This window comes from Mumia flava (genome assembly GCF_002797495.1).
GTDB lineage: Bacteria > Actinomycetota > Actinomycetes > Propionibacteriales > Nocardioidaceae > Mumia > Mumia flava.
Genome location: NZ_PGEZ01000001.1, coordinates 713,388 through 737,356, shown reverse-complemented (window position 1 = coordinate 737,356; position 23,969 = coordinate 713,388). Strand labels below are relative to the sequence as shown.

Annotated in this window: 25 protein-coding genes; 11 read left to right on the top strand and 14 right to left on the bottom strand. The window is 72.4% G+C overall.

The annotated features are described in order from the left end of the window. Positions 1–193: 193 nt before the first annotated feature. The gene (locus CLV56_RS03530; protein ID WP_039345575.1) at positions 194–1,378 is read left to right on the top strand and encodes a PQQ-dependent sugar dehydrogenase; all 1,185 of its coding nucleotides are present in this window, start codon (positions 194–196) and stop codon (positions 1,376–1,378) included. 119 nt (positions 1,379–1,497) lie between these two features. Here the strand turns inward: CLV56_RS03530 and CLV56_RS03525 are convergent, their stop codons facing one another. Next, entirely contained in the window at positions 1,498–3,225 is a 1,728-nt protein-coding gene (locus tag CLV56_RS03525) for a sodium:solute symporter family protein (RefSeq protein WP_039345572.1), read from the bottom strand. Further along, positions 3,222–3,500, bottom strand: a complete 279-nt coding sequence (locus CLV56_RS03520) for a DUF4212 domain-containing protein (RefSeq protein WP_039345569.1) — start codon at positions 3,498–3,500, stop codon at positions 3,222–3,224. Before CLV56_RS03520 ends, CLV56_RS03525 begins: the two co-directional genes overlap by 4 nt. Before the next feature lie 316 nt (positions 3,501–3,816). Between CLV56_RS03520 and CLV56_RS03515 the strand changes: the two genes are divergently transcribed. Then, positions 3,817–4,269 (top strand): hypothetical protein, encoded by a 453-nt coding sequence (locus CLV56_RS03515; protein ID WP_245857571.1) that lies wholly within the window; start codon positions 3,817–3,819, stop codon positions 4,267–4,269. A gap of 13 nt (positions 4,270–4,282) precedes the next feature. On the opposite strand, the gene CLV56_RS03510 is transcribed toward CLV56_RS03515, so the two are convergent. The 3 genes from CLV56_RS03510 to CLV56_RS03500 all read right to left on the bottom strand — a co-directional run bounded on the left by CLV56_RS03510 (position 4,283) and on the right by CLV56_RS03500 (position 6,648). Further along, positions 4,283–4,720 carry a CBS domain-containing protein gene (locus tag CLV56_RS03510; protein WP_039345566.1) on the bottom strand — a complete coding sequence of 146 codons (438 nt, stop codon included), beginning with the start codon at positions 4,718–4,720 and terminating at the stop codon, positions 4,283–4,285. Positions 4,721–4,805: 85 nt separating this feature from the next. After that, positions 4,806–5,702, bottom strand: coding sequence for a hypothetical protein (locus CLV56_RS03505; protein WP_157805049.1), 897 nt, complete (start codon positions 5,700–5,702; stop codon positions 4,806–4,808). A 10-nt stretch (positions 5,703–5,712) separates the two neighbouring features. Next, positions 5,713–6,648 (bottom strand): inositol monophosphatase family protein, encoded by a 936-nt coding sequence (locus tag CLV56_RS03500; protein WP_100414389.1) that lies wholly within the window; start codon positions 6,646–6,648, stop codon positions 5,713–5,715. 74 nt (positions 6,649–6,722) lie between these two features. Here CLV56_RS03500 and CLV56_RS03495 point away from each other — a divergent pair, with 74 nt between their 5' ends. Further along, positions 6,723–7,217, top strand: a complete 495-nt coding sequence (locus CLV56_RS03495) for a DUF2231 domain-containing protein (RefSeq protein WP_100414388.1) — start codon at positions 6,723–6,725, stop codon at positions 7,215–7,217. A 202-nt stretch (positions 7,218–7,419) separates the two neighbouring features. Here the strand turns inward: CLV56_RS03495 and rsgA are convergent, their stop codons facing one another. From rsgA to CLV56_RS20940, 5 genes are all read right to left on the bottom strand, one after another. Beyond that, complete coding sequence (gene rsgA / locus CLV56_RS03485) at positions 7,420–8,409, bottom strand: ribosome small subunit-dependent GTPase A (RefSeq protein ID WP_039345563.1); 990 nt, start codon at positions 8,407–8,409, stop codon at positions 7,420–7,422. Further along, positions 8,406–9,683 (bottom strand): 3-phosphoshikimate 1-carboxyvinyltransferase, encoded by a 1,278-nt coding sequence (gene aroA / locus CLV56_RS03480; protein ID WP_039345560.1) that lies wholly within the window; start codon positions 9,681–9,683, stop codon positions 8,406–8,408. The genes rsgA and aroA overlap by 4 nt, the downstream gene beginning before the upstream one ends. Positions 9,684–9,715: 32 nt before the next feature. Next, positions 9,716–10,252, bottom strand: a complete 537-nt coding sequence (locus CLV56_RS03475; protein ID WP_100414386.1) for a DoxX family protein — start codon at positions 10,250–10,252, stop codon at positions 9,716–9,718. An 85-nt stretch (positions 10,253–10,337) separates the two neighbouring features. Further along, positions 10,338–11,567 (bottom strand): NAD(P)/FAD-dependent oxidoreductase, encoded by a 1,230-nt coding sequence (locus tag CLV56_RS03470; protein ID WP_039345557.1) that lies wholly within the window; start codon positions 11,565–11,567, stop codon positions 10,338–10,340. A gap of 48 nt (positions 11,568–11,615) precedes the next feature. After that, positions 11,616–14,627 (bottom strand): sigma-70 family RNA polymerase sigma factor, encoded by a 3,012-nt coding sequence (locus CLV56_RS20940; RefSeq protein ID WP_211287962.1) that lies wholly within the window; start codon positions 14,625–14,627, stop codon positions 11,616–11,618. A gap of 99 nt (positions 14,628–14,726) precedes the next feature. On the opposite strand from CLV56_RS20940, the gene CLV56_RS03460 reads away from it, so the two are divergent. From CLV56_RS03460 to CLV56_RS03430, 7 genes are all read left to right on the top strand, one after another. Continuing rightward, on the top strand, positions 14,727–15,461 hold the full coding sequence (locus CLV56_RS03460; RefSeq protein ID WP_039345553.1) for a hypothetical protein: 735 nt from the start codon (positions 14,727–14,729) through the stop codon (positions 15,459–15,461). Between the two features lie 86 nt (positions 15,462–15,547). Beyond that, positions 15,548–16,327 carry an SOS response-associated peptidase gene (locus tag CLV56_RS03455; RefSeq protein WP_039345550.1) on the top strand — a complete coding sequence of 260 codons (780 nt, stop codon included), beginning with the start codon at positions 15,548–15,550 and terminating at the stop codon, positions 16,325–16,327. After that, positions 16,327–16,974 (top strand): alpha/beta hydrolase family protein, encoded by a 648-nt coding sequence (locus tag CLV56_RS03450; protein ID WP_039345548.1) that lies wholly within the window; start codon positions 16,327–16,329, stop codon positions 16,972–16,974. Before CLV56_RS03455 ends, CLV56_RS03450 begins: the two co-directional genes overlap by 1 nt. 209 nt (positions 16,975–17,183) lie before the next feature. Then, positions 17,184–17,831: a sigma-70 family RNA polymerase sigma factor gene (locus CLV56_RS03445; RefSeq protein WP_039345545.1), complete on the top strand. Its 648-nt coding sequence runs from the start codon at positions 17,184–17,186 to the stop codon at positions 17,829–17,831. Next, positions 17,828–18,109, top strand: a complete 282-nt coding sequence (rsrA, locus tag CLV56_RS03440) for a mycothiol system anti-sigma-R factor (RefSeq protein ID WP_039345543.1) — start codon at positions 17,828–17,830, stop codon at positions 18,107–18,109. The genes CLV56_RS03445 and rsrA overlap by 4 nt, the downstream gene beginning before the upstream one ends. Beyond that, positions 18,106–18,492 carry a thioesterase family protein gene (locus tag CLV56_RS03435; RefSeq protein WP_245857570.1) on the top strand — a complete coding sequence of 129 codons (387 nt, stop codon included), beginning with the start codon at positions 18,106–18,108 and terminating at the stop codon, positions 18,490–18,492. Before rsrA ends, CLV56_RS03435 begins: the two co-directional genes overlap by 4 nt. Then, positions 18,489–19,046, top strand: a complete 558-nt coding sequence (locus CLV56_RS03430; protein WP_100414385.1) for a GNAT family N-acetyltransferase — start codon at positions 18,489–18,491, stop codon at positions 19,044–19,046. Before CLV56_RS03435 ends, CLV56_RS03430 begins: the two co-directional genes overlap by 4 nt. Before the next feature lie 83 nt (positions 19,047–19,129). Here the strand turns inward: CLV56_RS03430 and CLV56_RS21420 are convergent, their stop codons facing one another. The 3 genes from CLV56_RS21420 to CLV56_RS03420 form a co-directional block, all read right to left on the bottom strand. Next, positions 19,130–19,204, bottom strand: coding sequence for a 50S ribosomal protein bL37 (locus CLV56_RS21420; protein ID WP_373887156.1), 75 nt, complete (start codon positions 19,202–19,204; stop codon positions 19,130–19,132). Positions 19,205–19,268: 64 nt separating this feature from the next. Next, positions 19,269–20,954 carry an acetolactate synthase gene (locus CLV56_RS03425; protein WP_039345540.1) on the bottom strand — a complete coding sequence of 562 codons (1,686 nt, stop codon included), beginning with the start codon at positions 20,952–20,954 and terminating at the stop codon, positions 19,269–19,271. 51 nt (positions 20,955–21,005) lie between these two features. Further along, entirely contained in the window at positions 21,006–21,932 is a 927-nt protein-coding gene (locus CLV56_RS03420; RefSeq protein WP_039345537.1) for a DUF2785 domain-containing protein, read from the bottom strand. A gap of 78 nt (positions 21,933–22,010) precedes the next feature. On the opposite strand from CLV56_RS03420, the gene CLV56_RS03415 reads away from it, so the two are divergent. After that, positions 22,011–23,492, top strand: coding sequence for a sensor histidine kinase (locus tag CLV56_RS03415; protein WP_039345534.1), 1,482 nt, complete (start codon positions 22,011–22,013; stop codon positions 23,490–23,492). 125 nt (positions 23,493–23,617) lie between these two features. Here CLV56_RS03415 and CLV56_RS03410 read toward each other — a convergent pair whose 3' ends face one another. Next, positions 23,618–23,869, bottom strand: a complete 252-nt coding sequence (locus CLV56_RS03410) for a WhiB family transcriptional regulator (RefSeq protein ID WP_039345530.1) — start codon at positions 23,867–23,869, stop codon at positions 23,618–23,620. Between the last annotated feature and the right edge of the window lie 100 nt (positions 23,870–23,969).

The window sequence follows — 23,969 nt, the reverse complement described above, 5'->3', positions numbered from 1 at the left end:
TCGGGCAGACAGGCCGGCGTACGCAGTGGTGCCGCGGGAGCCGGAGGGGCAGGGCCGTGCCGACGCAGCGTGGGCCCCGCAGACAGCCTCGACGAGGCTAGCCGCCCGGGAGCGGCCGAGACGAACCCGTACGAGGTGAGAGCCGTCACGTCGGCCCGTTGCGGGTCCGGCCGGACGGTCGCAGACTCGAGAGATGAGACAGGCATCCGTCGTCGCGGCCGGGGCGCTCGTCGCCGGCCTGCTCGTCGCCACCGGCCCTGCCTCGACGGCGGCGCCCGCCGGTCGAGGCGCGAGCCTGCGAGCCAGCGAGCCACCAGCGGCGCCCGCCTCCGCCCGGATCGGCAGCCGGGTCGTGCTGGGCGGGCTCGACCACCCGTGGGACCTCGCGTTCATCTCGAAGAAGCGGTTCCTCTTCACCGAGCGGGACCGCTTGCGGATCTCGCTCGGCACCGTCGGTGGAGGACGCCGTACGGTCGGGCGTGCCGCGGGGCTGTGGTCGGGAGGGGAGACCGGCCTGATGGCGATCGAGCTGGCGCCCCGGTTCGCGCGGAACGGCCAGTTCTACACCTGCCACGGGTGGCGCAGCGCGGGGCGGACCGACGTCCGGGTGGCGCGCTGGCGGCTGAACGACGCCCGGACCAAGGCACGCCTGGTCCGCACGATCGTGCGCGGTCTGCCGAGCACCAGCGGACGGCACGGCGGGTGCGCCCTGGTCTTCGGGCGCAACGGTGCGCTGTACATCGGGACCGGCGACGCTGCCTCGAGCCGGACCCCTCGGCGGCTGAAGTCCGGGGGCGGCAAGGTGCTCCGGGTGAATCCGCGGACCGGCCGGGGGTGGCCGAAGAACCGGTGGGCCGGTTCGAAGAACGCGATGAAGCGGCGGGTGTTCACCTACGGGCACCGCAACGTCCAGGGGCTGGCGCGTCGAGGGACGCAGATCTGGAACGTGGAGCAGGGAACCAGCCGGGACGACGAGGTCAACCGCCTGCGTCGCGGTGGCGACTACGGGTGGAAGCCCGGCCCGGGCTACGACGAGTCCGTGCCGATGACCGACCACGGGCTGCCCGGCAAGCAGCGCAAGGCCCGCTGGCGCTCGGGCTACCCGACGATCGCGGCGAGCGCAGGCGCCTGGCTGCGCGGCAAGCGCTGGGGCAGGAAGTCCGGCCGGGTCCTGGCGATCACGGCGCTCAAGGCCCAGCAGGTCCGGTTCCTGGCCTTCAACAAGCGGGGACGTCTCGTCAAGCAGTCGCGTCCGGCGCGCCTGTACCGCCGGTACGGCCGGTTGCGCGGGATCACGGTGGCTCCCGACGGGGTCCTGTACGTCTCGACCTCGAACGGAGGCGGGCGCGACCGGATCATCCGCGTCGTACCGCGCTGAGCGCCGGGCTGAGCGTTCCGCGTTGAGCGCAGCAGCGCCGCGCACAGAGGTGCGCGCCGCCCGCTCCGGCGGACGGCGCGCACCCTGGCGCCGATCGGGGGTCGGCACCAGCTAGGCGGTCACTCGATCTCCTCTCCGGCGGCGTGTCGCGCGACCAGCTCGGTGCGGCCCGGGTAGCGGACGTCCTCCACCAGGTGCTGCATGGCCTCGGAGGGCGGCTTCGTCATCAGCGACACGATGATCGTCACCGCGAAGTTGATCAGCATGCCGATCGTTCCGAAGCCGGTCTCGTGGATGCCCCAGATGCCCTCGCTGTTGCCGTAGATGTCGATCGTCCAGATCATGTACGCCATCGTCGTCACGATGCCGGCGGTCATGCCGGCTGCGGCGCCTGCGGCCGTACATCGTTTCCAGAAGATCCCGAGGACCAGGATCGGGAAGAAGCTGGACGCTGCGAGTCCGAAGGCCAGCGCGACCACCTGGGCGACGAACCCGGGCGGGTTGATGCCGAGCCAGCCGGCGATCAGGATGGCGGCCGCCATCGCGATCCGTGCGACGAGGAGCTGCTGCTTCTCGTTCGCCTTCGGGTTGATCCGCTTGTGGTAGAGATCGTTCGCCGCGGAGGACGAGATCACCAGCAGCAGGCCGGACGCGGTGGACAGCGCCGCCGCGAGGCCGCCCGCGGCGACCAGACCGACGATCGGCGCCGGAAGGCCGCCGATCTCGGGCGAGGCCAGCACCAGGATGTCGTTGTTGATCACGACCTCGTTCGCGACGTCCGATCCTGCTCCGGTGAAGTCGAGGACCCCGTTGCCGTTGAGGTCGCTGACCGGTGGAAGCGTCCCGTCCTCGGCGGCGGGGCCGGTCACCAGCCCGACGTCGGCCCACTGGTTGAACCAGTTCGGCTGGTCGGCGAGCGCGACTCCGTTGACGTCACCCAGGATGTTGTACTTCGCGAACGACGCCACGGCCGGGGCCGTGGTGTAGAGCAGCGCGATGAAGAACAGCGCCCAGAGTGCGGAGTAGCGCGCGGCACGGACGTTCTTCGCCGTGTAGAACCGCACGATCACGTGCGGCAGCCCCGCCGTGCCGAACATCAGCGCGGCGGTGATCAGGATCATGTTCAGCATGTTCTGGCTGGTGAACGCCTCGGTGTAGGAGGCGAACCCGAGATCGGCCTGCAGGGCGTTCAGCTCTTCCAGGATCTGCCCGAACCCGATCTGCGGCAGCGGGATCCCGGTCAGCTTCTGCGAGACCGCGACCGCCGGGATCAGGTAGGCGATGATCAGCACGCTGTACTGCGTGACCTGTGTCCAGGTGATGCCCTTCATGCCGCCGAGCACCGCGTAGCAGAACACGATCGCCATGCCGATGATGACGCCCCACGTGGTGTCGACCCCGAGGAAGCGGCTGAACACGACGCCGACGCCGGACATCTGCCCCGCGACGTAGACGAACGAGACGACGATCGCACAGACCACGGCGATCAGGCGTGCGGTCTCGGAGTACCGGTCGCCCACGAAGTCGGGCACGGTGTACTTGCCGAACTTGCGCAGGTACGGCGCCAGGAGGAGCGCCAGGAGCACGTAGCCGCCGGTCCAGCCCATCAGGTAGACCGATCCGGCGTAGCCGTTGCCGGCGAGCGCGATGATGCCCGCCATCGAGATGAACGACGCCGCACTCATCCAGTCGGCTGCGATCGCGGCGCCGTTGGCCGGTGCCGGGATGCCACCGCCGGCGACGTAGAAGCCCTTCGTGTCCGAGACGCGGCTCGCCCACGCGACGTAGATGTAGATCGCGAAGGTGATGACGACGAAGACGAGGGTCCAGGCTTGGATGTCCGTCACGAGTGGTGCACCTCCTCCTCGTACTCGTCGATGCCGTACCGCTTGTCGAGCTTGTCCATCCGCCAGACGTAGACGGCGATGAGGATGACGAAGGTGATGATCGAGCCCTGCTGTGCGAACCAGAAGCCCAGCGGGAACCCGGCGATCTCGATGTTGTTGAGCGCGTCAACGAAGATGATTCCGGCGCCGAACGAGACCAGCGCCCAGATCGTGAGTAGTACCGCCATCAGGCGGAGATTGCTGCGCCAGTACTCGCGGCGCGCTTGTTCGTCCATGGCAACCTTCCCGGTGCTGTGAACCTGCATGACGCGGCCGCTGGACGGCGGCCGTCGGGACACGAGGCAAGCAAGGTCGGGACGGGGCGGTCAAGGTGCGAATGTGGTCCAACTCACACTCTTGCGGCGAGCGGCGGGGACTTGTCGCTCAGCGGTCAGCAGCCCGCGGTTCCGTGGGGATTCGGCGGTCCCGCGCCGTTCGTCGCGTCATCGCGACCGCTGGTCGTACGCCGGGTGTCGTGCAGCACCGCTCAGCGGCGCCCGGCGGTCCGTCGGAGGGGTGTGTGATCCAGCTCATGCCGGTTACGGTCGCTCCATGGCGACGAGCACCAGCCCATCGGGCGGCACCGCGGGCGGCACCCAGAGGATCTCGCTCGGGGGGTCCAACCGACCACGACAGCCCATGCATCCCGGCCGCAAGCGGCTGATCTTCGCGGTGCTGCTGGTGATGATCGGGTCGTTCCTGCCGTGGCTCCTCGTCGGCAGCCTGTCGGTCTCCGGTGCACGCGGTCCGGGCCTGTGGACGTTCTACGCGTCCGTGCTCGGCCTGGCCGGCGTGCTGCTGCCGTTCCCCCGGATCAGCGGGTGGCACGCCGTGGTCCTCGCCGCGGTCGCGATCGGGCTCCCGGTCTGGCAGCTGGTTCACGTGATCCGGCTCGTCGGGTTCGGCGGCTGGTCCCCGGGTCCGGGCATGGTGATGGTCGTCGCCGGCGGGGTGCTCGCCGCCGCGTGCGCCCGCCAGCTGCTCCGCCGGCCCGTCGAGGACTGAGCGCCGCAGCGGCTCAGCGCGCCTGCGCGACGTACTCGTTGAGCTGGTCGCGCTCGAACTCGAGCTGCTCGGTGCGGAACTTCACCACGTCGCCGATCGACAGCAGCGCGGTGAGCGCACCCTCCTCGTCGAGCACGGGGATGTGCCGGATCCGGCGGTCGGTCATGATCGACATCAGGACACCGATGTCGTCGCCGGGCTGGCACGAGTGGACGTCGGTGGTCATGATCGCCTCGACGGTCTGCGTCCCCGGCTCCGGCACGCCGCGGAGCTTGCGGACGATGTCGCGCTCGGACACGATGCCGAGGACGTGGTCGCCGTCCTCGCTGACGATGAGCGCGCCGATGTTGTGCTCGGCAAGCACGTCGAGGAGGTCCGAGACCGAGGCGTCCGGCCTGATCGTGAAGACCTCGGTGCTGCCCTTCGACGAGACGATGTCGCTGACCTTCATCGTGGATCCCCCCGGCTCACTCGGTGGTCGGTGGGCTCAATCTAGCGCGACTCGCGACGAGGGTACAGGTGAGACGTGATCCGTCTCACCATCCCGAAGGCGGCTGCTGTCCCCATCCCCCGGGCGACGAGGGCGGCTGCTGCGGGGGTGCGCCGTACGGCCCGGGCTGGCCGTAGCCCTGCTGGCCGTAGCCCTGCTGGCCGTAGCCCTGGGCCGGCGGCGCGTAGCCGCCTCCGCCGCCGTAGCCGCCGTACCCGCCTCCGGGCGGCGGCGGCCGGTGGGCGAACCACTCGTTCGCGCCACCGACGAAGAGCAGGACGATCACCGTGATGCCCGCCGCGCCCCACAGGAAGGGGATCAGCGCGGCGAACCCGCCGAGGACCCCGAGACCGGCGCAGACCGCAGCCATCACGACGAGGGTGATCCGAGCCCAGTTCTGACGCTTCAGGACGAAGATCGCCACCACCGCCGCCAGCGCGCTGATCAGGGCGAGCACCACGCAGAGCGCGATCACGAAGCCCTGCGCCGACTCGAGATCGCGGACGTCGCCCGGAGTCAGGTCGAACTCCGCCGGGTCGTCCATCAGCAGGTCGATGATCCCGGCGAACAGGACCGTGCCGAGCAGCCACAGCAGCGCGGACGCCCCGGAGGTCAGGATCGTGATCCACGCGGCGGCGGAGACCGTCGCCGGACGTCGGTCCGGGTCGGCCGGCAGCGGATACGCAGCCTGCGGCAACCCGCCGTACGGGGTGCCGGGCGGCGGACCCTGGGGGGTGCCGTACGCCGGGTTCTGGCCGTACGGAGGACTCGGCTGCTGCGGCGCGCCGTAAGGCGGGCTCGGCGGCTGCGGAGCGCCGTATGGAGGGTGCTGCGGCTGCGAGGGCTGCGGCGTGCCGTAGGGGCTCTGAGCGGAAGGCGCGTCCGGCGCGGGCGCGGAGTCGGGACGGTCGGGTGGTTCCTGGCCGGGTGTCGGTTCGGACATGGCGGCGATCCTAACGAGGCGGTCGGACGGTCGAGGAGTCCGTACGCCGGTGCGCGGCGAGGTCGGTCACGTTCGCCGGCGGGGCGCTTCGCGGCTCCGGCTCGGGGTCCGCGTCCTCGGGGAGGTCCAGCTCGTCGGCGGAGTCCGGGAAGTAGCCGAGGTAGGCCATCGCCGACTCGTGCAGCAGCGAGTTCGTCGCGAGGGCGTTGCCGTGCCACGGTCCCGATCGTCCGTTCAGCGCCGTGAACGTGCCGCCGGCCTCGCGCACGATCACGTCGAGCGCCGCCATGTCCCACAGGGCGAGCTCGGGCTCGGCGGCGATGTCCACCGCACCCTCGGCCAGCAGCATGTACGACCAGAAGTCGCCGTACCCGCGGGTGCGCCAGCAGTGCCGCGACAGCGCCAGGAACCCGTCGAGCTTGCCGATCGCCTCCCAGCCGCCGAGCGAGGCGTAGGAGAACGACGCGTCCTCGACCCGGTCGACCGCCGACGTGCGGATCCGGCGCGCCGACATCAGGGACTTCCCGGTGTAGGCGCCGGCATCCTTCGACGCCCACCAGCGGCGTCCGAGCGCGGGCGCCGAGACGCACGAGGCGACCACCTCGTCGTCGATCGCGAGCGCGATCAGCGTCGCCCACACGGGGACGCCGCGGACGTAGTTGGACGTGCCGTCGATCGGGTCGATGATCCACCGGCGCGACGCGTCCTCGACCGTCCCGACCTCCTCGCCCGACTCCTCGCCGATCACCGTGTCGCGGGTCCGTGCGCGGCGCAGGGTGCCGCGGATCGCCTGCTCCACGGCCCGGTCCGCCTCCGTCACCCAGGTCGCATCCGGCTTCGTCGCGATCTGCAGGTCGGCGGACTGGAACTTCTCCATCGAGATCGCGTCGGCGTTGTCGGCGAGCACGTGGCAGAGTCTCAGGTCGTCGTGGTGGGAGTGCGCCATGACGCCACCCTAGAGCCTCGCGACCCTAGGATGGACCACGACGGCTGCTCGGACCCGCGGCCGCGGGAGGCAACGTGTTCGACCAGATCGGCGGACTGCCGCTCCACCCCCTCGTGATCCACGTCGTCGTGGTCGGGGTGCCGCTCGTGGCGCTGCTCTCGGTGGGATTCCTCGTGCCCCGTTGGCGGTGGGTCCTGCGCTGGCCGCTGGCGGTCGGAGCGGTCCTGACCGCGGTCTCGGGCTTCGTCGCGGTTCGCGCGGGGCACGCGCTCGCCGACGACCTCGATGCCGGAGGCGAGATCGGCGCCGCGATCGACGAGCACGAGCAGTGGGGGACGCGTCTGCTGGTCGCGCTGATCGTGCTCGCCGTGCTCGCCGTGGCGACGGCCGTGGAGGCGTCACGGTCGAGCGGGAGCGCGGTGCACGTCCTGGCCGTCCTGACGATGGTGGTGGCGCTCACCTCGGCGTGGCTCGCGTTCGAGACCGGCGACCGTGGAGCGCGTGCGGTCTGGTGCGGTCAGTCGGTCGCCGCAGGTGACGCCGACAGCCTCGAGGACTGCCTCCGCTGATCGACAGTCTGCGCAGCGACAGCCTGCGCAGCGACAGTCTGCGTAGCGACAGTCTGCGCAGGGACAGTCTGCGTAGCCGGCTGGGCAGACCCGCACCTGGCCCTGACGGTTTCCCCAGCCAGGTGCAGGGTGTCCCAGCCAGGTGGTCGCGTCTACGCACTCCCGCGCGTACGCCCTCCACCCGGCGCTGTCCGCCGCGCGGCTACTCGCCCTCCCGGCTCGCGAGGAGCCGCCGGAACGAGTCCACCCGTGCGGCGTCCACCCGTCCGTCGGCGACCGCCGCGTCGAGCGCGCACTCCGGGTCCGACGCGGTGTGCTGGCAGCCGCGCGGACAGTCGACGGCGACCTCCTTGAGGTCGCCGAAGGCGGCCAGCAGCCCGTCCGCGCTCACGTGCGCCAGGCCGAAGCTGCGGATCCCCGGCGTGTCGACGATCCATCCCCCGAACGGCAGGGCGAGCACGCGTGCTGCCGTCGAGGTGTGCCGTCCGCGGCCGGTGACCTCGTTGACGTGCCCGGTCGTGAGCTCGGCGTCCGGCACGAGCGCGTTGACCAGCGTCGACTTGCCGACGCCCGAGTGGCCGACGAGCACGCTCGTACGACCGCGGAGCCGCTCACGCAGCATCGCCAGGTCTCCGCCCCGCTCGGTGACGACCACGTCGACGTGGAGCGGCGCGAGCTGCTCCGCGAGCGGCGCGGGGTCGGCCAGGTCGGCTTTCGTGAGGCAGACCAGCGGCGTCATGCCCGCGTCGTAGGCGGCCACGAGACACCGGTCGACCAGACGCGGACGCGGGGGAGGATCGGCCAGCGCGGTGACGACGACGAGCTGGTCGGCGTTCGCGACGACCACGCGCTCGTGCGTCTCGTCGTCGTCCGCGGTCCGGCGCAGCACCGTGCTGCGCTCCTCGACGTCGACGATCCTGGCCAGCGTGTCCGGTCGTCCGGAGGTGTCGCCGACGACCCGGACGCGGTCTCCCACGACCACGCCCTTGCGACCGAGCGGGCGCGACTTCATCGCCGTGACCCGGCGGTCGTCGTCACCGACGAGCAGGGTGTAGCGCCCTCGGTCGATCCCGACGACCCAGGCGTCCTCCGCGTCGGCGTGGCGAGGCCGGTCCTTCGTACGGGGGCGGGTCCGTCGACGGGGTCGGTCGAACTGCTGGTGCAGCCGCTCCTCGTCGTACCCGCCGGTCACGATGCGAACCGCTCCCAGTCGTCGGCGAACCCGGGGTAGGTCTTCGCCGTGGTCTCGACGTCGTGCACCCGGGTGCCCTTCGCTGCCAGGCCCAGCACGGCCGCCGCATGGGCCATCCGGTGGTCGGCGTAGGTCTCCAGGTCCGCGGACCGCAGCGGCCCGGGCACGATCGTCAGACCGTCGTCGTGCTCGTCGACCGTGCAGCCGACCCGACGCAGCTCGGTCGCCAGCGCGGCGATCCGGTCGGTCTCGTGGCCGCGCAGGTGCCCGATGCCGCGCAGGCGCGAGGGGCCGTCGGCGAGTGCGGCGACCGCGGCGACCACCGGCGTCAGCTCACCGACGTCGCCGAGGTCGAGGTCGACACCGCGGGGGACCCCGGTCGCGGTGACCACGAGGTCGTCGCCGTCGCGCTCGACCGCCGCACCGAACGACACCGCGATCGACCGCCAGCGGTCGCCCGCCTGGGTCGTACGGGTGGGCCAGTGCCGCACCCGCAGGCGGCCACCGGTGACCAGAACCCCGCCCAGGAACGCCCCGGCATTGGAGAGGTCGGGCTCGATCTCGGCGTCGAGGGCGCGGACGGCACCCGGCCGGACGATCCAGCGGGCAGGCTCGGGCTCCTCGACCTCGACCCCGCGACGCCGCAGCTCGTCCAGCGTCATCGCGACGTGCGGCAGCGAGGGCATCCGCTCGCCTGCGTGCCGCAGGTCCAGGCCGTCGGCGAAGCGGGGCGCGACCAGGAGCAGCGCGGACACGAACTGGCTGGACTCCGACGCGTCGATCGTCAGCGGACCGCCCGCGACCGTGCCGGTCCCGTGCACCGCGAACGGCAGCCGGTCTCCCTGCGGGGTGTCGAGTGCGACACCGAGACCGCGCAGGGCGTCGAGGGTCCCGCCCATCGGGCGCTCCCGCGCCCGCGGGTCACCGTCGAGCGTGGTGGTGGCGTCGAACAGCGCGGCGACGGCCGGGACGAAGCGCATGACCGTCCCAGCCAGCCCGCAGTCGATCGTGACCGCCCCGAGCGGCTGTCCGAGCGGTGCCGGGGTCACCGTCCAGTGCTCGGCGTCCCTGACGATCCCGGCGCCGAGCGCCGCGAGCGCGTCGGCCATCAGGTCCGCGTCGCGCGAGACCAGCGGGCGGTGGAGCCGGGACGGTCCGTCGGCGAGCGCGGCGAGGACGAGCGCGCGGTTCGTCTGCGACTTCGAGCCCGGCAGGGACACCGCGGCGTCGAGGGGCTCGGGACGGTACGGGGCGGACCACAGCTGCGTCGACATCGCGAAGAAGCCTAGCCGAGCCGATCGGCGCCTCAGCGCCGTCGGCGCTTCACTTCCCAGCGCACGTGGTTGGCGGTGTCGTGCAGCGACTCCTGGACGGACTCGCCGGCGTCGACGACCTTGTCCTTCGCTCGGGCCGGGAGGATCTTCTTCTTCGGGTCCGGGTCGAGCAGCGACATGAGCAGTCCACCGAGCATCGACAGGTTCTTGACGAAGTGCACCTGCTGGTTGCCGCGCACCGTCGGGTCGGACTCCTCCCAGTAGCGGTGACCGGCGAGCGTGGTCGGTACCAGCGAGGAGGCGAGGACCAGCGCCGACAGCCGTGGCATCCGCCCGGTGCCGAGCATCACGCCGAAGGCGACGTCGACGGCGCCGTTCACGCGGACCAGCGTCGGCCCGTCGATCGGGACGGGAGCGTCGGGTGCGACGCTGCCGACCAGCGACTCGATCCGGTCGGTGACGGGCTTGGCGCGAGCGGCGACGGCCTCGGTGTTGCGCAGGGCGTTGAGCCCTCCGTACACGAACATCGAGGCGAGGAGGGGGCGAGCGACGGCTCGGAGCAGGGTCATGGTTCCTTCCTACCGCCGATCGGGGTCACGGGCACGCGACGGCGGGTACGGGTCGGTGGTGTCGGCGGACGACGACGGTGGCGGCTCAGTCGGCCAGGTCGGTGAGGGCGACGCCGGGGTCGGCGAGCCGCTCGGGTGGGACCCGCGTGCCGATCAGCGGCTTGAGCGGCTCGACCCCGTCGTCCCACTGGTTGACGTGCATCGCTGCCCGGACGACGCCGTCGACCAGCCAGAACGCGACGTACGCGAGCTCGGACACGTCGCCGCGCAGGACGACCTCGGCGGAGGTGGCGTCCTCGAGGTGGCCGACGTACTCCATCCCGAGGTCGTACTGGTCGGTGAAGAAGTACGGCAGCCGGTCGAAGCTCACGTCCTGGTCCAGCATCGAGCGTGCCGCCGCGGGACCGGTGTTCTGGGCGTTCGCCCAGTGCTCCACGCGGACCCGGCCCTCGAGGACCGGGTGGTCGACCGCCGCGACGTCGCCTGCTGCGAAGATCGTCGGGTCGGAGGTACGCAGCGCTGCGTCGACGTCGACCGCGCCGTCGCCGGCGAGTCCCGCGGCGATGGCCCAGTCGACCTGCGGGTCGGCGCCGATCCCGACGACCACGCAGGCCGCCGCGATCTCGTCGCCGTCGGCCGTGCGGACTGCGGTGACGACGCCGTCGGTGCCGGTGATGCGGTCGACCTCGGTCCCGAGGCGGAGATCTACGCCGTGTGCGCGGTGCAGGTCGGCGAAGAGGGCCCCGACCGTGGGTCCCATCACACGCAGCAGCGGCTGCTCGGCCGGCTCGATCACCGTGACGTCGCAGCCGGCCGCGCGGGCAGCGGCGGCGACCTCCAGGCCGATCCACCCTGCGCCGACCACGACCACCGGGCGCTTCGTGGTGAGGGCGGCGCGGATCGCCGCGGCATCCTCCCGGTCCCGCAGCGTGTGCACCCCGTCCAGGTCGGCACCGGGGACGTCGAGCCTCCGAGCACGCGACCCGGTTGCGACGAGCAGCCGGTCGTACGACACGGCGGTGCCGTCGGCGAGCGTCACGGTGCGGGCCACCGGGTCCAGCGCCGTGACGAGGGCGCCGGTGCGCAGGTCGACGTCGTGCTCGTCCCACCAGTCCAGCGGGAGCACGGTCGCGCTGGCGAGGTCCTTCTCGCCGAGCATGAAGCCCTTCGACAGCACCGGGCGCTCGTACGGCAGGTGGTGCTCGGCCGCGAGCACCACCACGGTGCCGTCGAAGCCTTCCTCGCGCAGCGTCTCGGCGGCTCGGGCAGCGGCCAGACCGCCCCCGGCGATGACGTAGGTCGTGTTCGCGCTCATGCTCCGACCGTAGGGGGCGCAGGCTGCGCCGTCAGGTGGGCGACCCCGTCAGGAGGGGGAACGTGGCCCGTCGAGGAGGAACGTGAAGCGTTGCGGCTGGTTGAGCCGGTCCTGAGGGACGAACAGGCTGGAGATCAGCGTGCCGCGCAGCTGGACCGGCAGGCCCGGGATGTCGAGGACGGCGAGCGAGGCGTCGAGCGTCTGCGAGGGCCGCGCGTCCGACCGGATCTGCTGCTCGCCCGTGTCGTCCGCGTCGATGCGCCACCGCTGCTCGGGAGCCGACGTGCAGGGGCGCAGGGCGGTGGCCCTCAGCAGCCCCTCCCAGGTGAGGCAGAGGCCGGCGGCGGGACCGTCGATCGGGCGCAGCGTCGAGGCGTTGACGTCGCGCGGGTCGACGCGCCACCGGGTCGCCTCCGCGCAACCCTCCTCCGGGTGCGTGAACCCGACGACCGGTGTCTGTCCGACCTCGAACACCTCCAGGCAGACGGTGCTCGAGGTGAGGTACGGCCGGACCTGCAGCACGCCGTGCGTGTTCGGGAGGTCGACCGGGCCGTACAGACCCGGGTCGGACTCGCCGCCGGGGCCGACGGCGACGATCTCGTAGAGCACGCGCGCCCCGTTCGGGGCGTCGCGGTCGACGAACGACGGGGACGTGAGAAGATCGTCCCCGGAGACCAGCGTCCCGGTGACCTCGGCGGCGACGGCGAACCGACCGCCGAGCGCGGTGCCCTGCTCGGCGCGGTACACGCGGTAGCCGTCCGCGCCGTCGACGGCCTTCCACGCGAGCTCGGGGCCGTCGGGTCCGAGGCTGAACGTGATGTCCTCCGGGGCGCTCAGCCGGGGGTACGGGATGTCCACCGGGCGTGAGAGGCCGGGATCCGACGTCCCCCCGGGCCCGACGGCGACGATGCCGTAGACCACGCGTGCTCCCGCGGGCGCGGACCCGTCGAGGAAGACCGTCGCCTTGATCGGGTCGTCGCCGGACACGAGCTCGCCGAGCTCACCCGGCTCGCCCTGGCCCGTGGAGCGGTACACGCGGTAGCCGTCGGCGCCGTCGACCGGCCTCCAGGTGATGGCAGGCCCCTCCGGACCGAGCTCGACCGTGATCCCGCCCGGGGCGGTCGGGGGCGCGGGCGGCGGTGTCGTCGGTGGGCTCGTCGGTTCGGTGGTCGGCTCGGACGTCGGTGGGCTCGTCGGTTCGGTGGTGGGCTCGGACGTCGGTGGGGAGGTCGGTTCGGTGGTGGGCTCGCTGGTGGGTGGGGAGGTCGGCTCGGTGGTGGGTTCGGACGTCGGTGGGGACGTCGGCTCGGTGGTGGGCTCGCTGGTGGGTGGGGAGGTCGGCTCGGTGGTGGGTTCGGACGTCGGTGGCGACGTCGGCGGGCTGGTCGGGGGAGTCGTCGGCCGGGACGGGATCTCCACGGGACCGAAGACGCCCGGGTCCGAGTCGCCTCCTGCACCGACGGCCACGACCTCGTACACCACGACGGACCCGTACGGTGCGTCGCGATCGGTGAAGGCCGTCGACGTGATCGGCCGGCGCCCGGAGATCAGCGTCCCGCGTGCCGGTGCCGCAGCGGCTAAGCGACCGCCGGTCGCGGTCCCCTGGGTCTGCCGGAAGACGCGGTACCCGTCTGCTCCGGCGACCGCATCCCACGCGAGCTGGGGGCCGTCCGGTCCGATGGAGAACGTGAAGCCACCGGGTGTCCCCGGCGCCCCGCCGTTGTCGCCTCCGCCGTTGTCGCCTCCGCCGTCTTCTCCGCCGCCGTTGTCACCTCCGCCGTTGTCGCCCCCGTCGTTGTCGCCTCCGCCGTTGTCTCCGCCGCCGTTGTCGCCGCCGCCGTTGTCTCCGCCGCCTGCGTCGTCGTCACCACCGGGAGACGTGCCGGTGTCGTCCCCGGCCCCGGTGTCGCCGGGCGCGGGGGCCGCCGGCGGGACCGCGGCCGGGGGCAGCGCAGCGGGGAGCGCGGCCGGACCGTCGGCGGGCCCGTCGTCGAGTCCGTCGTCCGGCCCGTCGCCCGGGCCGCCGGAGCCGGGCCGATCGAGCTCCCCGCCCGGGGTGAGCGGCGAGATCGCGATGTCCGAGCTCGGCGTGCTCTCCGAGTCGTTGACGAGGTTGGTCAGGACGAGCGCGCCGGCGATCCCCGCGCCGACGATGCCGACGGTGACCCCGGCAGCCGTGAGGGCCGGCCCCGGCCCGCTCGCGACGAGGTCGCGGAACCGGTTGCCCGCCTGGCTGAACCAGCCGCCGACCCCCGCGGAGCCCGCCGCAGCGACCTTGCCGGCTTCGGCGGCGTAGCCCAGGGCCGCGGCGCCGAGCAGTGCCGGGAGCAGCAGGCCCTTGAGGTTGGAGTTGACCTCGAGCAGCTCCAGGTAGACCGCTGTGCAGCGCGAGCATCCGTCGAGGTGCTCGCGGACCTTGCCGGCGTCACGCTTGCCGAGGCCGTCGCGCACGTACGCGCCGAGGTGCTCGGTCGTCCAGCGGCAGCCGTCGGCGGCGGTGTCGGACAGGTGGTTCTGGAGGTAGGCCTGGCGCAGGCCCTCGCGGGCGCGGTAGGCGAGGGCGGACACGCCGTTCGGTGTCATCCCCAGGAGCGGGGCGACGTCGGCGGGCTTCTGGCCCTCGACGTCGAGGTGCCACAGGACGAGCTGCCACCGCTCGGGCAGGGACGTGAACGCCGCGGCGGCGGCGGAGTTCTCGAAGTCGCTGACCGCGGTGTCGTCGAACTCGACCCCGCCGCCCAGCTCCTCGGGGATGTCGGTCGCCGTCTCGCGCTGGGTCGTGCGGATCCGGTCGACGTGCAGCCGTCGGATGGCGGTGAGCAGGTACGCACGGAAGGCGAGGTCGGGTCCGCCGCCGGCGCGCAGCTGGTCCAGGACCCGGATGAACGCCTCGGAGACGAGGTCGTCGACCTCCGTGCCCGAGGTGAGCTGTCGGGCCATCCGCTGCGCGGCCTCGCGGTGGCGCTCGAACAGCTCGCCGTACGCGTCGGTGTCGCCCGCGCGCACCGCCGAGATCAGCTCGGCGTCGCTCGGGACGGCAGGGTCGGTCTGAACGCTCATGTCGGGTCTACCGTACGCATTCGCGGGGGCCGCCGAGAACTCCTGAGAAAAATCCACGAAAGTCGCGTCACGTTTCGTCACGCGCCACGTCTCTGGAGCATGACGCACATCGAGGACCCCCTCCACCGACCCGACCGACGCCAGGCGAGCCCGGCCTCGGACGGGTCCGAGGGGCTGTTCGGCGTGCCGATCCGTCGCCTGGACGCGCTGGGGGAGACCCTCGCGTCCGGCGGCGACCTGGCGGGGGTTGCGGTCGAGCTCGGGGCGACCGCAGCCACCGACGGCATCGGGTGGAGCGAGCTGCTGCGCGACGTCGAGGACGTGTGTCGTGGCGTCTCGGGCTCGCTCCCACCGTACGAGCTCGTCCGCGAGATGAGCATCGCCTGGACCGAGGCGGTCCTCCAGCACGCACACACGCTGTCGTGCGAGGACCCGCTCACCGGTCTCGCGACCCCGGCGCACCTGCGGACGCGCCTCGACGAGGCGTACCGGGTCGCCGAGCGCGAGGGGTACGACGCCGGCAGCCGCTGGGTGTTCGTGGTCGCCGAGCTGCCCGCCGGGGGCGGGCCGGAGGCCGGGCTGCTCCGCTCGCTGTCGATGCTGGCGCTGTCGGAGACGATGCGCACCTGCTTCGACGCGGACGAGACGATCGCGCGCGTAGGGGAGCGCCGCGCCGTCACGCTCGTCGAGCGCGAGTCCGGCACGGACCGCTTCGGCGCGCTGAAGGACCTGCTCGACGCGGCCGTCGACCTGCCGCAGGTGCGGCTGTGGGTCGAAGGGCTGCCGAGGGGCTCGGAGTCGGCCAGCCGGCTGCTCGACGAGCTCAGCAGGTAGTCGGGGGCACCGGTGTCCGCTCGATCTCGGGACGGGCGGACACCGGCCCCGGCGACGATGTCGGCGCCTTGTGACACGCTGAACCCATGTGCGGCCGCTACGCCACCACCCGATCCCGCGCCGACCTGACCGCCGAGTTCGAGGCCGAGCCGGCCGACGACCTCGGTGACGTCCGCGCTGACTACAACGTCGCGCCGACGAAGGTCGTGCCGCTGGTCCTGGAGCGTCGTGCGAGCGAGGGCGACGGGGTGCATCGCCTGGTCAAGGGGGTGAAGTGGGGCCTCGTCCCGAGCTGGGCGAAGGATCCGGCCATCGGCAACCGCATGATCAACGCACGGGCCGAGACCCTGGCCGAGAAGCCGTCGTTCCGCTCGGCGTTCGCGAAGAGGCGTGCGATCGTCCCCGCCGACGGATTCTACGAGTGGTACGCCGGGGACGAGCGCGATGCCAAGGGCAAGCCCGTCAAGCAGCCGTACTTCATCCACCACCCCGACGGCTCGACGCTCGCCATGGCCGGGTTGTACGAGATCTGGCGTGACAAGACCCGCGACGAGGGCGACGACGCGGCGTGGTTGTGGACCTTCACCGTGATCACGACGAGCGCCGCCGACGACCTCGGCCGGATCCACGACCGGGCGCCGATGCTCGTGCCGCGTGACGCGTGGGCCTCCTGGCTCGACCCCGCCAACGACGACAAGGAGGCGTTGTCGTCGCTGCTCGTGCCCGCCGCTCCCGGGGTGCTGGAGGCGTATCCGGTCTCGCGCTCGGTCAACAACGTGCGCAACAACGGCCCGGAGCTCATGGACCCGCTCCCCCTCGACGCGCAGGCGTCCGCGGGCGAGTCGCGCTCGTCCGACGACGCCTGATGGTCACGCTCGCGGAGGCGACCTACGACACCCCGCACGGCCCCGGTCGGATCGTGCAGCGACGGTCGTCGCGACCCTGGGCCTGCCTGGTGCTCACCCATGGTGCCGGAGGTGGCATCGACAGCCCCGACCTCGCACTGCTCACGGCGCGGCTGCCGCGGCTCGGCGTCAGCGTGGTCCGGGTGGAGATGCCGTGGCGCACGGCAGGCAAGCGGATCGCGTCCGCGCCGCGGATCCTCGACGAGTGCTTCGTCTCGCTGGTCGACCACCTGCGCCCGAGGAGCCCGATGGTGGTCGGTGGGCGCAGCGCGGGCGCCCGCGTGGCGTGCCGGACCGGGCGCTCGCTCGGCGCGGTCGCGGTCGTGGCGCTCGCCTTCCCGCTGCACCCGCCCGGGAAGCCCGAGCGGTCGCGGGCCGACGAGCTCGCGGGGTCCGGCCTCCCGACCCACGTCGTGCAAGGTGGGCGCGACCCGTTCGGACGTCCGGAGGAGTTCCGGGTCGGCACGTCCTTCACGGTCCTGCCGGACGCCGACCACAGCCTGCGGGTGCCGAAGCGGGCGGCGCTCGACCAGGCGGCAGCCGATGAGCTGCTGATCGCCGGGGTCGTCGGGTTCCTCCGGACGAAGGTCCCGGCACGCGCGGGCTGAGCGGACCGCAGCTGACACGGCGGCCGCGCTCCAGCGCGGTCGGACCGCCGGCCCGCGGGAATGGCGGCGACGCGGTCGACGTTGTGCGGGATGTCCCACCGACGCAGGAGGTGTCCGTGCAGCAGGTTCTGACCAGGCCCACCCAGCAGATCGTCCCGCTGGCGTCGGCGGCGACCCTGGACGGGGCGGCGAGGGTAGGCTGGAGTGCGATGACCGATTCCAGCGAGCAGGCAACGACGCCCTCCGGCGAGGCCGAGACGGTCCGGGTCGGCGAGGAGGAGACCGCTGCGGAGCGGACCGCGCGCTTCGAGCGCGACGCCCTCCCGTACCTCGACCAGCTGTACTCCGCCGCGCTGCGAATGACCCGCAGCCCGCACGACGCCGAGGACCTGGTGCAGGAGACCTTCGCGAAGGCGTACCAGGCGTTCCACCAGTTCCGGCCGGGGACCAACCTCAAGGCCTGGCTGTACCGGATCCTGACGAACACCTACATCAACTCCTACCGCAAGAAGCAGCGCCAGCCCGCGCAGCAGATGACGGAGGAGATCGAGGACTGGCAGCTCGCCCAGGCGGCGGCGCACACCTCGAGCGGCCTGAAGTCCGCGGAGATGGAGGCACTCGAACACCTCCCGGACAGCGACGTCAAGGAAGCGCTGCAGAAGCTCCCGGAAGACTTCCGGTACGCCGTGTACCTCGCCGACGTCGAGGGGTTCCCCTACAAGGAGATCGCCGAGATCATGGACACCCCGATCGGGACCGTGATGTCGCGGCTGCACCGCGGGCGCCGGCAGCTGCGTGAGCTGCTCACCGACTACGCTCGCGAACGCGGCATGACAGCGGCAGGTGAGAAGGCATGACTGACGAGACGGCGCCCCCGAGCGACTGCCAGCAGGCGCTGGAGAACCTCTACCTCTTCCTCGACCACGAGCTGCCGGAGCGCAGCTGGGACGACATCCACGCCCACATCGCCGACTGCGCGCCGTGCCTGACCGCCTTCGACGTCGAGCGGATCGTCAAGGAGCTCGTCGCCCGGTCGTGCCGGGAGAAGGCGCCCGACGTCCTGCGGGCGAAGGTCGTCACCTCGATCAGGACCTCCATCGTGGTCCGGACGACCGATCCCGGCACCGACGCGTGAGCGGGCTGGAGCCCGGGCTCGCCGCGACCGAGGAGCACGTGGTGGGCGACGCCGACACGGCCGTCGCGCTCGGCAGCGGATCGCTGCCGGTGCTGGCGACGCCCCGTGTGCTGGCCTGGTGCGAGCGGGCCACCTGCGCGGCGATCGACAGCCGGCTGCCGGACGGCTCGACCTCGGTGGGGACCCGCGTCCGTCTGGACCACCTCGCGGCCAGCGCGGTCGACGCGCGGGTCGCGGTGACCGCGACCGTCCGGTCCGTGGACGGACGGCTCGTGACCTTCGAGGTGGTCGCTGTCGACGCCGGTGGCACGCTGCTCGCCCAAGGCGAGGTACGGCGGGTCGTGGTGGACGTGGACCGGTTCCTCGCGCGGGTGCCGGCATGACCCTGGCATCCGAGCACGGGACCTCGCGCCCGCAGGACGGCGACGATCGCTCGGTCGTGGTGCGCCCCGCTGAGACCTCGGAGCTCGACCGGGCGGGCCAGGTCGTGGTCGATGCGTACGACACCGCCGGCTACCTCACGCTGGCCGACGGCACGACCGACGAGTACTACGCCGGGCTCCTGCGGGATGCGCCTGCGCGGGCCCGGACGTCGGAGGTGCTGGTCGCGGTGATCGGGTCCGAGGTCGTCGGCTCGGTCACGTGGTGCGGCGCCGGATCGCCCATGCGCGAGCTCGCGACCCGGCCGGACCAGGGCGAGTTCCGGATGCTCGGCGTCGATCCGTCCGCCGGCGGACGTGGGGTCGCCTCGGCGATGGTCCGCTGGTGCCTCGAGCGTGCCGAGGCCGACGGGCTGGCCGAGGTCGTGATCAGCTCGCTGCCCGAGATGCTCCCCGCGCACGCGGTCTACCGCCGTTTCGGTTTCGACCGACGTCCCGACCTGGACTGGTCGCCCATCGACGGGGTCGACCTCGTCGGGTTCTCCCGCGCGATCTGAGCCGCACGGCGGCACGCCTCGTACGCGCGAAAGACGAAGGCCCCGTACCGAGCCGGTACGGGGCCTGTGCGTCGATCACGACGTCACGCGTTGGGGCGCTTGCCGTGGTTCGCGTTCTTCTTGCGACGCGCGCGGCGCTTGCGGCCGGTCTTGCCCATGTGTCCTCCTCAGGCTTGCTGCGCCATCCATGGTCTCATGCCGGGCCAACGGACCCGGACGCGGTCAGACGCCCGTCGTGCTCCGCGGGTACTGCGCGTTCACGTCGGTCATCACGTTGACGAGGTACGGGACGCCGGAGGCGAAGGCGCGGTCGAGCGCAGGGCCGATCTCGCGCGGGTCCGTCACGGCCTCGCCGCCGCCGCCGAGCGCGGTCACGACCTGGTCGTAGCGGGTCTGTGGCGCGAGATCGGCCGCGACGTCGTAGCCGTAGAGGAACTGCATCGGGGACTTCTCCAGGCCCCAGGCGGAGTTGTTGCCCACGACCATCACGACGGGCAGGTCGTGACGGACGAGCGTGTCGACGTCGATCAGCGACATCCCGGCGGCACCGTCGCCGAGCAGCAGCACGACCTGGCTGTCCGGCCGGGCGATCCGGGCCGCCATCGCGGCGCCCAGCCCGGCGCCGAGGCACCCGTACGGGCCGGGGTCGAGCCAGCCGCCGGGACGCTTCGGCTCGACGTACTTGCCGGCGAACGAGACGAAGTCGCCGCCGTCGCCGATCACGACCGCGTCGTCGGCGAGCCGCGGGAGGAGCTCGCCGTAGATCCGCGCCGGGTGGATCGGGTCCGCCTCCGCCGTCAGGAGGGTCGCGTCGGCCTGCGCGGCCGCGGCGACGCGCTCCTGCAGGTCGGTCAGCCAGGCCGCCCACGAGGGTTTCGTGCCGGACTGGGCGAGGAGCCGCTCGAGCAGCCCGTCCAGCGTCGTCGTCAGGTCGCCGGCGACGCTGGCCGCCAGCGCTGCATGACCCGAGACCTGCGCGGGGGAGTCCGCGACATGGACGACCTTCGCGGGATCGGCGCCGTCCTTGCCGCCGAACACGCCGTACCCGAGCCGGAAGTCCAGCGGTGCACCGACGACCACGACGAGATCGGCGTTCTTGAACGCGTGCGAGCGGGCCTTCGTGACGAGCTGGGGATGTCCGCCGGGGACCACACCGCGGCCCATGCCGTTGGACAGGACCGGGATCCCGGACTCCTCCACGAAGCGGAGCGCGGCATCCTCGGCGTGGTCGGCCCAGACGTCGGTGCCGAGCACGAGCACAGGGCGCTCGGAGGCGTGCAGAAGGCGTGCCGTCCGCTCGATCGCGTCGGCGTCGGGCTCGATCCGGGTCGCCTCGCCGGTCGAGGTCGAGGTGACCGTGGTGCGCGAGAACAGCTGGTCCATCGGGACGTCGAGGAAGGTCGGGCCCCGGTGCGACGAGCGTGCGAGCGTGAAGGCCCGGTCGGTCATCGGCGCGATGTCGTCGACGGCGTGGGCGGTGGCGGCCCACTTGGAGACCGTCTCGACGATCGGCGGGTGATCGAGCTCCTGGAGGCTGCCGGTGCCCCACCGGTTCGCCGGGGCACGCCCGCCGACCACCACGAGCGGCGAGCCGGCGAAGTGGGCCTGAGCGATCGGGCTGACGCCGTTCGTCACCCCGGGGCCGGCCGTGAGCACGGCGAGCCCGGGGTCGCGGGTCAGCTTGCCGGTCGCCTCCGCGGCGAAGACCGCGGACGGCTCGTGCCGGACGTCGACGATCCGCATCGGCGGGTCCGCCTTCACCGCACCGTCGTACATCGGGAACACGTGGGCGCCGGACAGGGTGAACATGGTCGTGACGCCGTGGGCACGGGCGACGTCGACCGCGTGGTCGCCGCCGTGGCCCTCGCGGCCCTCGGCGGGCGCGTCGGCGGGGGTGTCGGAGGTCATGTGACCTACGTTACCGAGCGGTAAGAGCCGGGCGCACGGCCCGGTGGCCGATCAGTGTGTCGTCGTGAGCGTACGGCGACCGCTGGTGGACGCGAAGAGTCCCGGGTTCTCGGCCCGGATCTGGTCGATGACCACGAGCAGGAGGTCCGCTCGATCGGGCGCGGGGGTGGCGAACAGGCGCTCGTCCCCGGGCAGGTCGGAGCGGCCCTTCACGCCGAGCGCGAGCTGGACGTACAGCGCGCGCAGGAAGCGCGAGGTGTTCGCGGCGGCCGGCGTCGGCCACTCGCCCCCGGCCTGCCCACGCGTCCGTGGTCGCCGGGTCCCGGCCGCCAGCCGGGCGATCCAGGGCTCGACGACGTTCGAGCTGACCGCGTCGCGGTGCAGGATCGTCATGACGGCGAACGCGAGGCGGTCGTCCTCGCCGTGGCTGAGCACGTAGTGCGTGTCGGCGAGCAGACGGTCGGCGACGACGTCGAGCAGCACCGTCAGCTCGAGCTTGTCGAAGTGCTCGGAGCGGGCGAGCGCGGCGATCAGGTCGGCACCGTGCGCGACCGCGTGCGCCCAGCCGAGCTCCGGGATCCAGCCGCGCAGGTCCCGCTCGCGGACGAACCACGAGGTCACCTGGTCGCCCCACCCCATCACGGTCGCCGCCGGGAGCAGCTGGTGGGTGTTGTCGCGGAGCACGGTCTCGGTCAGCACCAGTGCGGTGTAGGAACGTCGCAGCACGCTCGCGTCCCCGTCGGAGCCCAGGCCGTTGCGCAGACCGGTGACCAGGCCGTTGCCGAATCCGCGCAGCAGCTCGTCGTACGTCCCGTTGCCGATCCAGCTGGTCAGCACCGGCACCGCGAGATCGTCCCGGACCGCCGGATCGGTGCTGGCGAGCATCTCGGTCAGCTCGAGGGTCAGATCGTTGAGCGATCGGTCCTCGGGAACGCGCATGCCGGCCTCGATGACGGACCGCCAGTACGACTCAGACACGGGCCCTATCGTTGCACGCTCGGTGTCGGCGGAGAGAGGGTACCCCGCGCCCTCGGGGCCCGCCGATACGCTGGGTCGGTGCCCTCCCTCGACGACGTCGCTCGCCACCAGACCGCACTGAGTCGCGAGGACGTCGAGTGGCTGCACCGGCTGGTCGCCGACTGGCAGATCCTCGCCGACCTGTCGTTCGCCGATCTCGTCCTCTGGCTCCCGGACTCGGAGGGCAAGGGATTCTGGTCCGGGGCGCAGATGAGGCCGACGACCGGCGTCACGGCTCACCTGGACGACCTGGTCGGCGACTTCGTGCCGAGCCACCGCCGTCCCGCGTTGGAGGCGGCCATGCGCGAGGGCCGGGTGATCCGCGAGGGCGACCCCGAGTGGCGCGAGGACATCCCGGTCCGCCTCGAGGCGATCCCGGTGCGCCGCGACGGCCGGGTGATCGCCGTGGTCGCGCGCAGCACGAACCTGCTGGGCGTGCGGACCCCGAGCCGCCTCGAGCTCGCGTACCTCCAGATCGCCGACGACCTGACGGGGATGATCAGCGAGGGCGCGTTCCCGATCCCGGGCGAGCAGTCCGACCTAAGCCACTCGCCGCGGGTCGGTGACGGGCTCATCCGGGTCGACGCCGCGGGCACGGTGATGTACGCGAGCCCGAACGGCGTGTCTGCCTTCCGTCGGCTCGGCGTGACCGCCGACCTCCAGGGAGCCGACCTGGTCGCGGCCACACGGGCGCTGGTCCCGGCGCCGCAGCGCCCAACCGACAGCGCGCTCTCGTCCGCCCTGACCGGACGGGTCGGCGCTGCTGCGGACCTGGAGAACGGCGACGCGTCGCTGAGCCTGCGGGCGATCCCGCTCCGGACGCACGGCCAGTCGTCCGGCGCGCTCGTGCTGCTGCGCGACGTCACCGAGCTGCGGGGGCGCGAGCGGGAGCTGATGAGCAAGGAGGCGACGATCCGGGAGATCCACCACCGGGTCAAGAACAACCTCCAGACCGTCCAGGCGCTGCTGCGCCTCCAGGCTCGGCGGATGGAGGACGGCGCCGGGCGCGAGGCGTTGGAGGAGGCCGTCCGCAGGATCGGGTCGATCGCGGTCGTGCACGACACCCTCAGCCAGGCCTTCGACGAGACGGTGGAGTTCGACGAGGTGGCGGACCGGTTGCGCCAGATGGTCGCGGAGGTCTCCTCGCCCGCCCGGCTGGTCACCACGGAGCGGGCCGGGTCGTTCGGCGAGCTGCGCGCGGAGGTCGCGACGCCGCTGGCGATGGTCCTCACCGAGCTGATCCAGAACGCCGCGGAGCATGCGTTCGGCGAGGAGGAGCGGGGCCACGTGCTGCTCCAGGTGGAGCGCCGCCCGGCGTACCTCCGTGTGGCCGTGGTCGACGACGGCGTCGGGCTCCCGGTCGGGTTCGAGCCGAGCTCCTCGAACAGCCTGGGACTGTCGATCGTGGCGACGCTGGTGGAGTCCGAGCTGGGCGGGTCCTTGGCCTTCGGCCCTCGGTCCCCGGCGACCGGCGGGGGCGGGACGCGGGTCGCGGTCGAGATCCCCCTGAGCGGTCGATGACGCGCCCGCACGGTCGGCGGCACCGGTCGTACGGACGGGCCCGTCCGTACGGACGACCGTTCCGGGCCCGGACACACAAAAGGTCCCGCACCTCCGGGGAGGGCGGGACCTGTGCGTCGTTCGGATCAGGCGGTGCGGATCCGGGCGCGGGCGGTGCGACGCTTGAGGGCGCGACGCTCGTCCTCGCTCAGGCCGCCCCACACACCGTGGTCCTGACCGGAGCCGAGGGCCCACTCGAGGCACTGGTCACGGACGTCGCAGCGACGGCAGACCAGCTTCGCCTCCTCGACCTGAGAGATCGCGGGCCCCGTGCTTCCGATCGGGAAGAACAGCTCCGGATCCTCATCGAGGCAGGCAGCGTGGTGACGCCAGTCCATGACGGAACTTCCTTTCCTGTGGGCGCCGTGGGGGTGACACGGCTCGGCAGCATTGTGAAGACTTTCACTAACGGGGGCGAGAACTCACGTTTCCGTTCTT